Genomic DNA, 8,945 nt, shown 5'->3' on the forward strand with positions numbered 1-8,945 from the left:
GTGTTGCTGCAGTAGGCTTCGCCTCCCATCCCGCGCCGCGAAGCCCCCTCCTTGAACAGCCGCTTCTTCAAGACATTTCTGCCCATCGTGGGCCTGCTGATGTTGTCCTGGTCGTTCTGGGCCAGTGACGGATGGCTCGAGCTGTGCGCGGGACTCGCCCTGTTCCTGTTCGGCATGCAATGCCTCGAAGAGGGGCTGCGCCAACTGGCCGGTAGCAAGCTCGAACAGCTGCTGACGCGCAGTACGGCGACGCCGCTCAAGGGCCTGATGTTCGGCATGAGCGGCACCATGCTGCTGCAGTCCAGCACGCTGGTCTCGTTGCTCACCATCGCTTTCATCAGCACCGGGCTGATCAAGCTTGCCGGCGGCATCGCCATACTGTTCGGCGCCAATCTCGGCTCTACCACGGGTATCTGGCTGCTGGCACTGGCCGGGCAGAACGTCAGCCTGAGTCCGCTGGCCTTGCCGCTGCTGGTTTTCGGGGTGCTGGCCAGCTTCACCGGCGACAAGGGCAAGGCGGCCGGGCGCATCGTGCTCGGCATCGCCTTCATCTTTCTCGGCATCGATCAGATCAAGACCGGCTTCTCCACCTTCGGTGGCATGGACCTGTCGCAGTACCACGCTGGCGGTCTGGCCGGGCAACTGATGTTCGTCGCGATCGGCCTGTTTGCCACGGTGGTGCTGCAGTCCAGCCATGCCACATTGATGCTGACGCTGACCGCTTTGGCTACCGGCCAGCTGGATCTCGGCCAGGCGCTGGCGACTGCGATCGGTGCGAATGTCGGGACGAGCGTCACCACTGCGTTCGTCGGCTCGCTCGGCGGCAACCGCAGTGGTCAGCGCCTGGCGCTGGCCCATGTACTGTTCAACGTGACTACCGCCGTGCTGGCCATCGCGCTGCTGCTGCCGTTGACCTGGCTGGTCGAATGGCTGGTCGCGCCGCTGGGCCTGGCTGAAAACCGCCTGATTCAGCTGGCGCTGTTCCATACGCTGTTCAATGCCATGGGTGTGCTGCTGTTCTGGCCGTGGCAGGCGCAGCTGGCAAACCTGCTGTTGCGCGTGTTGCCCGAGCGAGTCGAACCGACGGTGCTGATCACCGAACTTGCGCCTGCTAGACCGGAGGAGCCGACCCGCGCGCGCTACCTAAATGACCGTGCGCTGGACTCCGCGGATGCTGCCGCCAGCGCCGTGGCGCAGGAGCTGCAGCATCTGGCGCGCCTGAGTCTCGAGGTGATCTGCCATGCCACCTATCTGCCGGTGGACCAGCTGCGCCAGCAGGGACGGATTGACGAGGCGCTGATCAACGCGAAGCCCGACGCCCAGGCCCTGGATGCCGAGCGGCTGTATCAGCGGCACATCAAGGGCGTGTATTCCGATCTGCTGACCTTCATGGGGCGTCTGGAGCTGCCGCTGGACGAGAGCCACCAGGCGTTCTGGCTGAGCTGCCAGGTTGCGGCGCTGCAGCTGGTGGATGCGGTCAAGGATGCCAAGCACCTGCAGAAAAACCTCGGACACTACCTGCGCACCGATGACTCCGCGGCGCGCCAGGCGTATGTCGAGCTGCGTCGGCATTTGCTGGAGTCGTTGCGCGAGATCCGCGCGCTCAACCACTCGGAGCTGCCCGATGAGCTATGGCGCGAGCGCTTGAACTGGCTGGACGAGCACGCTGCGAAGTTCGATGCGGAGTTTCGCCGGCGCCTGTTCGAGTCGATCCGCAACCAGAAGCTGGACGGTTTGCAGAGCAGTTCGCTGATGAACGACCTGGGCTACGCCAGCCGCATCATCCAGAGTCTGCGCAACGCCTTGCTGCTCGGCGAGGGTCATGAGCTGACGCGGCAGCTGCGTCAGCTCGCTGAGGACGAAGGCCCGGTCATTCTGCAGCTGTAACCGGCTCGCGGCGTGCCGGCACCATCAGTGCCTGGCCGATGCCGCGCGGGTCGCTGGCCGCGTCGACCGTGCCGCTCGGCTTGTGCCAATAGAGCACCTGCTGGTTGCCGTAATCGCGTTCGATCAGCCTGGGCTGGTGACCGTGCGCGCGCAGGGCGTCCAGCTGCGCCGGGGTGAAGGCGTCGGCTTCGTACTGCAGTACGTCGGGCAGGTACTGGTGGTGATAGCGCGGCACTGCCGGCCAGGCCTGCACCGGTTCGCCATCCAGGTAAGACAGTGCCGAAAGCAGCACCATGCTCGGGATGCGGCTGCCGCCGGGCGTGCCGAAGGCGGCGAACTCCTCGGCACTTTCGATGAAAGTCGGGCTCATGCTCGACAGTGGACGCTTGCCGCCGGATATGGCGTTGGCGCTGCTGCCCTTCAGGCCATAGGCATTGCTGCCGTCGATGTCGGCGGCGAAGTCGTCCATCTCGTCATTGAGCAGCACACCGGTGCCGGGCACGGTGAAGGCGGCGCCGAACATCATGTTCAGCGACAGCGTCGCCGCCACCGCATTGCCTTCGGCATCGATCACCGCGAAGTGGGTGGTGTGCTCGCCCTCGCGCCAGCGTGGCGCTGGCGGCAATGCGCTGCTCGGCGTGGCCCGATCAGGGTCGATGGAGCTGGCGAGCTGGTCCAGATACTGGTCTGACAGTAGACGTCGCAGTGGTGACGCGACGAAATCCGGATCGCCCAGTTGCCCGCGGTCGCGATAGGCCCGGCGCAGCGCCTCGACCACCAGGTGACTGCGTTGCAGCGGTTCGGCGTCGCGCCAGGACAGGCGTTCGAGAATACCCAGGCTCTGCGCGAGGATCATGCCGCCGGCCGAGGGTGGCGGCGCGCCGATCAGCTCACGGCCATCGGCGAGGGTGAAGCGTAGTGGCTCGCGCTCGACGGTGTGGTAGTCGGCCAGATCCTCCAGCGACCAGATGCCGCCGGCGGCGCGAACGCCTTGCACCAATTTCTTCGCGAACTCGCCGCGGTAGAAGCCGTCGTGACCGTGCCTGGCCAGGCGCTCCAGGGTTTGCGCCAGCTCCGGCTGACGCAGCAGATGGCCTTCGGCTGGCAGGTCCCCGTCGTGGAGAAACAGCCGCGCGCTCTCCGGATCGTCACGCAACGCCGCGAGGCGCCAGCCGGCGCGCTGGCGATAGACGGAGTCCACCACAAATCCGTCGCGGGCCAGGGCGATAGCCGGTGCCAAAGTGGCTTGCAGTGGCAGGCGACCGCGCTTCTCCGCGAGCTCGACCAGTGCGGCCGGCGTGCCAGGTATCGCCGCGGCCAGCGGGCCATTCAGCGAAAGTTCGCGCCGGATCTTGCCGTCGCGCAGGTACAGGTCCGGCGTGGCAGCGGCGGGTGCGCGCTCGCGGGCGTCGAGGAAACTGTGCTGGGGGGATTCGCCGGCTTCGCGCAGCAGAAAGAAGCCGCCGCCGCCAAGTCCGGAGCCGTATGGCTCGACCACGGCCAGGGCGGCGCTGACTGCAACGGTGGCATCGAAGGCGTTGCCGCCGGCTTCGAGAATGCGCCGGCCAACTTCACTGGCCAGCGGATGGGCCGTGGCGACGGCGCCGTTTGCAAGAGGGTTGCCCTGGGCCGCGCAGGCCAGCAGCAGGAGGGCGGCGAGACAACCCTGGAGGCCCTTGAGCAGGCTGGTCCTTCGGGTCGGGCGCCGCGAAAGCATCACGCCTTGCCGGTGATGATCATGTACTTCTGCATCAGTTCGTCCTTGCTCTCGACGTTGTTCTCGTCGAGCGGGATGCAGTCCACCGGGCAGACCTGCTGGCACTGTGGCTCGTCGTAGTGGCCGACGCATTCGGTGCAGAGGTTGGGGTCGATGACGTAGATTTCCTCGCCCTGGGAAATGGCGCTGTTCGGGCACTCTGGCTCGCACACATCGCAGTTGATGCAGTCATCGGTGATTTTCAGGGACATCCAGCGAACTCCTGCCGTGGCTCGAACCACGGCACAGCAATATTACGACCGGGCAATTGTGCCGCATCGCCAGCCAGCGTGCACTCGACGCGGCCCGGCGGGCATCGTCAGTTCTGGCCGAAGCGCTCGTGCAACGCGCTCATCACCGCCGGGTGGACGAATTTGGATACGTCACCCTTGAGCGAGGCAATCTCCCTAACCAGCGTCGAGGAAATATAGGAGTACTTTTCCGACGGCGTGAGGAACAGGCTTTCCACATCGGGCGCCAGCTGGCGGTTCATGTTGGCCAGCTGGAACTCGTACTCGAAGTCCGAAACCGCACGCAGCCCGCGCAGCAGGATATTGGCCTGCTGCTCCTTGACGAAGTGCGCCAGCAGCGTGGAGAAACCCATGACCTTCACGTTCGGCAGGTGTTTGGTGACTTCTTGAGCCAGCGCCACACGTTGCTCGAGCGGGAACAGCGGGTTCTTCTTGGGGTTGGCCGCCACGGCGATGATGACCTCGTCGAACAGGCGCGAAGCGCGTTCCACCAGATCGGCGTGGCCCATGGTGATGGGATCGAAGGTTCCCGGATACAACACTCGATTCATCGCGGCGTCCTGACGCATGCGTGGGGGTGTGGATGGTAGCGGCTCGGTGTCGACAGCGTAAAGCCTGAATGCCATGCCGCGATCTGTCGTGAATGACAGTCAATCTCAGGACTTCTGCAGGCGATCACCCAGTTCCGTGGCGAGTTTGGCGCACAGCGCATAGATCGATAGCTGGGGATTGGCGCCGATGCTGGTGGGGAACAGTGAGCCGTCGTGTATCGACAGGTTGGCCAGCTGATGGTGCCGACCGAGGCTGTCTGTCACGGCCCGGCGTGGGTCATCACCCATGGCACAACCGCCCATGACGTGGGCGCTGCCAAGACGGGTGCGGTACAGCGCAAGGTCCAGACCCTCGATCAGCTCCCGGGCGGCGCGGGGCGTGCGCACGTAATGGGCGTCGGCATGCAGGGGCAGCACGGCGCGCGCACCGGCGGCGAACTGGATCTCGGCCATGCTCAGAAAGGCACGGCGGATTCCGTTCCAGGCATAGTCGGTCATGCGGTATTCGAGCACCGGGCTGCCGTCGCTGCGCAGCTCGACCGTGCCCTCGGCGCTGTCCGGATGAAAGCCGTCGCGCTGCAGGGCGATCATCGCGTGGGTATGCGGCAGCTCGGCCATGCGCTGCGCATTCTCCGGGCCGAAGTCGCCGAGCAGGGTGGCCGCGAGCGCGGGATGGATGGGCGGTACTTCGAGCTTGTAGCCCGCCGGCCCGGCAATCCCGTCGCGCCACTGGAAGTGGTCGGAATAGATCGACTGTGGCGCGCCGCTGAAGGCGTCGATGCGCTCGTCGAATTGCGCCGCGGAGAAGTTGGTCAGATGCAGGAAGGTGCGCTTGCCGACGCGCTGATGCGGGTCGGGCGCCTGCGAGCGCAGCAGCAGCGCCGGCGTGTTGATGCCGCCGCCGGCGAGTATGTAGTGCCTGGCGACGACGCGGATGCGCCGCCCGTTCGGTTCCACGCAGCGGTCGTCCATGCCCAGACAGTCCAGGCCGACGACCCGCTCGCCCTGCATCAACAGGCGTTCGGCGCGCGCGAGGTAGAGCAGTGCGCCGCCCTTATCCAGCAGCGCCGGAATGCTGGTGACCAGCATCGACTGCTTGGCGTTGGTCGGGCAGCCCATGCCGCAATAGCCTAGGTTCCAGCAGCCACGCACGTTGCGCGGGATCACCGCCCAGTGCTGGCCGAGGCTTTCGCAGCCGCGCTGCAACACCGCGTTGTTGGCATTCGGCGGCACGGCCCAGGGTGCGATGCCGAGGCGCTGTTCGATGCGTTCGAACCAGGGTCGCAGCGCCTCGACCGACAGCCCGCTGACGCCATGCTCGCTGGCCCAGTGCTGCAATGTTTGCGGCGGTGTGCGAAAGCTCGAGGTCCAGTTCACCAGCGTGGTGCCGCCGACCGCGCGGCCCTGCAGGATGGTGATGGCGCCGTCCTTGCTCGTGCGGCCGATGGCTTCCTGATAGAGCGAGCGATAGGCGCGGGCCTCCTGCATGTCGAAGTCGCTGCTGGTGCGCAGCGGGCCTTCTTCGATCAGCAGCACCTTGTAGCCGGCTGCGCTCAGCACTTCTGCGCTGGTGGCGCCGCCTGCGCCACTGCCGACGATGGCGACGTCGGCCTCCAGGGTCAGATCGTCCTCCAGTCGCGAGCCGTCGTATGTGGTCCAGCCACGGGCAAGGCCTGCAGCAAACAAGTCGGGAACGGGCACGGATGCCTCCTGTCAGTCAGACCTTCGGCGGTCCGGGATAACCGCAGTGCGCCCAGGCGGCGGGGCTGGCGTACCAGGCCATGAGGATCATCTGCAGCAGCGAGGCATGACCCTGGCGCAGCAGGGCGAGCGAGCTGTTTTGCCAGCGCTGCAGGAACGCGCGTATTTGATCATCGGAGGCGACCTCCCAGCCGCTCCAGATTCCGGTCAGCGGCCCGCGGGTCAGTGGCAGGCTGAGTACGTCGAACAGCTGGCGTACCTGGCTTAGCAGCGCGGGCGACAAGTGGTGCAGGCCCAGGTCAAGGCTGACGAGGGTGGTCTGCACGGCCTGCGGCATGTCACTGGGCGCCGTCGAGCCTTCCAGCAGCAACGGCGTTAGTCGGCGCAGCATGGGCAGATCGCTGTCACGCAGCGCGAAGAAGCCGCTCGCCGGGCTGTCTGCCGAGGCGCTGAGGGTTCGGCTGAGCAGGCCGCCGCCAGCCAGGATGGCGCCGCCGAGCAGTCCGACCTTGAGCAGGCCGCGGCGATTGAGGGAAATCTCGTGCATTGCTCCAGCTCGCTTCAGCGGATGAACAGCGCATAGATCAGCTTCTGCCACCACCTGCCATAGGGCGGATAGATCAGTCGGGCGGCGTTGAAGCGCTGTTTGATGAACACACCCTTGGCCTTGCTGAAGGTGAGAAATCCCTCATGGCCGTGGTAGTGCCCCATGCCGGACGGGCCGACGCCACCAAACGGCAGATCGTCCTGGGCGACGTGCAGCAGGGTGTCATTCAGGCACACGCCGCCGGAGTGGGTGGTTTGCAGCATGCGCTGCTGCTCGCTGCGGTCGTAGCCGAAGTAGTACAGCGCCAGCGGTCGTGGGCGCGTGTTGACGTAGGCCAGCGCCTGTTCGAGATCGTCGTAGGGCACGATCGGCAACAGCGGGCCGAAGATTTCCTCCTGCATCACGCGCATGTCGTCGGTGGTGTTCAGCAGCAGGCAGTGCGGCATGCGCCGTTGCTGCGCCTCGGCAAACAGCGGCACGACATGCGCGCCCTTGGCCTGCGCATCGTCGAGGTAGTCCTGCAGTCGCGTCAGCTGACGCGCATTGATGATCGCGGTGTAGTCGGGATTGTCCGCAAGGCTCGGATACAGACGCTGTACCGCCTCACGGTAGGCACCGACGAAGCCCTCGACACGCTCGCGCGGCACCAGCACATAGTCCGGCGCGACGCAGGTCTGCCCGGCGTTCATGCACTTGCCGAAGGCGATGCGCTCGGCGGCATCGGCCAACGGGACGCTGGCCGAGACGATCGCTGGCGACTTGCCACCGAGCTCCAGCGTCACCGGTGTCAGGTTCTCCGCTGCCGCGCGCATCACCTCGCGGCCGATGTGCGTCGAACCGGTGAACAGCAGGTGATCGAACGGCAGCCGGGCGAAGGCCTGCCCGACCTCTACGTCGCCGAGCACCACCGCTACCTGATCTTCAGGGAAGATCTGCGCCAGCAGCTCCTTGAGCAGCTGCCCGGTGGCAGGCGTCGACTCGCTCATTTTCAGCATCACGCGATTGCCGGCGGCGAGCGCGCCGATCAGCGGCCCGATGGCCAGATAGAGCGGGTAGTTCCACGGCACGATGATGCCGACCACGCCCAGCGGCTGGTAGACCACCCGTGCGCTGGCTGGCTGGAAGGCGAGGCCGACATGCCGGCGTGAGGGTTTCATCCAGCGCCGCAGGTGACGGCTGGCGTAACGGATGCCGTGCAGGCTGGGCATGATTTCCGCCAGCAGGGTTTCGTCGGCCGAACGATGACCGAAATCCGCAGCGATTGCCTCGATCAGCGCCGGTTGATGGCCGGCCAGCACATCGCGCAGGGCGTCCAGCCAACGCAGGCGATCCTCTTCCGAGGGCATCGGTGCGGCGGTGAAGGCCGAACGCTGGCGGGCGAACAGGGCCTCCATGGCGACCAGCGCTTGCGGGATTTCGGCTGACATGCGGGCTCCTGATGCGATGTGCTGGAGGATTTCTAGAGTAATTACTCTAAACTGTCAACGAGACGTGCTTACCCGCCTGCTGGCGTGTACCGTTGCTTCCTTCGCTTCGCCGCCGAGAACTCGCCGCCTCATGGCATCCCGCACCAAGACCCGTGACCGCATCATCGAAGCCAGCCTGGGGCTGTTCAACGCCCAGGGCGAGCGGAACGTTACGACCAACCACATCGCCGCCCATCTCGGCATCTCGCCGGGCAATCTGTACTACCACTTCCCCAACAAGCAGGCGATCGTCGCAGAGCTGTTCGGGCAGTACGAATCGCGTGTCGACCAGTTCCTGCGCCTGCCGCCGGAGCGGGAAATGCAAGTCCAGGACAAGGCGCTTTACCTCGAAGCGCTGCTGGGCGCGATGTGGGATTACCGATTTCTCCATCGTGATCTGGAAGGCCTGCTGGATGCCAATCCGCAGCTCGCCCAGCGCTACCAGGCGTTCGCCGGCCGTTGCCTGCGGCATGCCCGGGCGATCTATCAGGGGTTCGTCGATGCCGGCATTCTGCTGATGGATCCCGCCCAGGTTGAGGACATCGCGCTTAACGCCTGGATCATAATCACGTCTTGGGTGCGCTTCCTTTCCACTAGTGGCATTCGTTCGGACCGGTTGAGCGAGGCCTTGCTGTGTCGGGGTGTTTATCAGGTGCTGGTATTGGAGGAGGGCGTTGTCGCCGACGCTGCGCGGGTGAATTATGGCGAGCTGTGTCGGCGGTTTCGGGTGCCGTTAGACGTAACTGTAAGGGAAGTATGGCACCTGGATTTCGAGCTGGATTGACA

The 8,945-nt window shown here is 65.5% G+C and carries 8 protein-coding genes; 2 read left to right on the top strand and 6 right to left on the bottom strand.

Annotated elements, in window-relative coordinates:
• Positions 1-99: 99 nt before the first annotated feature.
• Positions 100-1,887 carry a Na/Pi cotransporter family protein gene (locus BM275_RS09360; protein WP_419723455.1) on the top strand — a complete coding sequence of 596 codons (1,788 nt, stop codon included), beginning with the start codon at positions 100-102 and terminating at the stop codon, positions 1,885-1,887.
• Here BM275_RS09360 and ggt read toward each other — a convergent pair.
• The 6 genes from ggt to BM275_RS09390 all read right to left on the bottom strand — a co-directional run bounded on the left by ggt (position 1,871) and on the right by BM275_RS09390 (position 8,120).
• A complete protein-coding gene (gene ggt, locus BM275_RS09365; protein WP_090520780.1) occupies positions 1,871-3,604 on the bottom strand; it encodes a gamma-glutamyltransferase in 1,734 nt (577 codons plus the stop codon). The two genes, BM275_RS09360 and ggt, sit on opposite strands and share 17 nt — an antisense overlap.
• Positions 3,604-3,855, bottom strand: a complete 252-nt coding sequence (locus BM275_RS09370; protein WP_090520782.1) for a YfhL family 4Fe-4S dicluster ferredoxin — start codon at positions 3,853-3,855, stop codon at positions 3,604-3,606. The genes ggt and BM275_RS09370 overlap by 1 nt, the downstream gene beginning before the upstream one ends.
• Positions 3,856-3,962: 107 nt before the next feature.
• On the bottom strand, positions 3,963-4,445 hold the full coding sequence (gene coaD, locus BM275_RS09375; RefSeq protein WP_014818712.1) for a pantetheine-phosphate adenylyltransferase: 483 nt from the start codon (positions 4,443-4,445) through the stop codon (positions 3,963-3,965).
• Positions 4,446-4,550: 105 nt separating this feature from the next.
• Positions 4,551-6,146, bottom strand: coding sequence for a GMC family oxidoreductase (locus BM275_RS09380; protein WP_090520784.1), 1,596 nt, complete (start codon positions 6,144-6,146; stop codon positions 4,551-4,553).
• Positions 6,147-6,162: 16 nt separating this feature from the next.
• A complete protein-coding gene (locus tag BM275_RS09385) occupies positions 6,163-6,693 on the bottom strand; it encodes a twin-arginine translocation pathway signal protein (RefSeq protein WP_090520786.1) in 531 nt (176 codons plus the stop codon).
• A 14-nt stretch (positions 6,694-6,707) separates the two neighbouring features.
• A complete protein-coding gene (locus BM275_RS09390; protein ID WP_090520788.1) occupies positions 6,708-8,120 on the bottom strand; it encodes a coniferyl aldehyde dehydrogenase in 1,413 nt (470 codons plus the stop codon).
• Between the two features lie 130 nt (positions 8,121-8,250).
• On the opposite strand from BM275_RS09390, the gene BM275_RS09395 reads away from it, so the two are divergent.
• Positions 8,251-8,943, top strand: a complete 693-nt coding sequence (locus BM275_RS09395) for a TetR/AcrR family transcriptional regulator (protein WP_023446905.1) — start codon at positions 8,251-8,253, stop codon at positions 8,941-8,943.
• The last annotated feature ends 2 nt before the right edge of the window (positions 8,944-8,945 follow it).

This window comes from Stutzerimonas kunmingensis, assembly GCF_900114065.1.
GTDB lineage: Bacteria > Pseudomonadota > Gammaproteobacteria > Pseudomonadales > Pseudomonadaceae > Stutzerimonas > Stutzerimonas kunmingensis.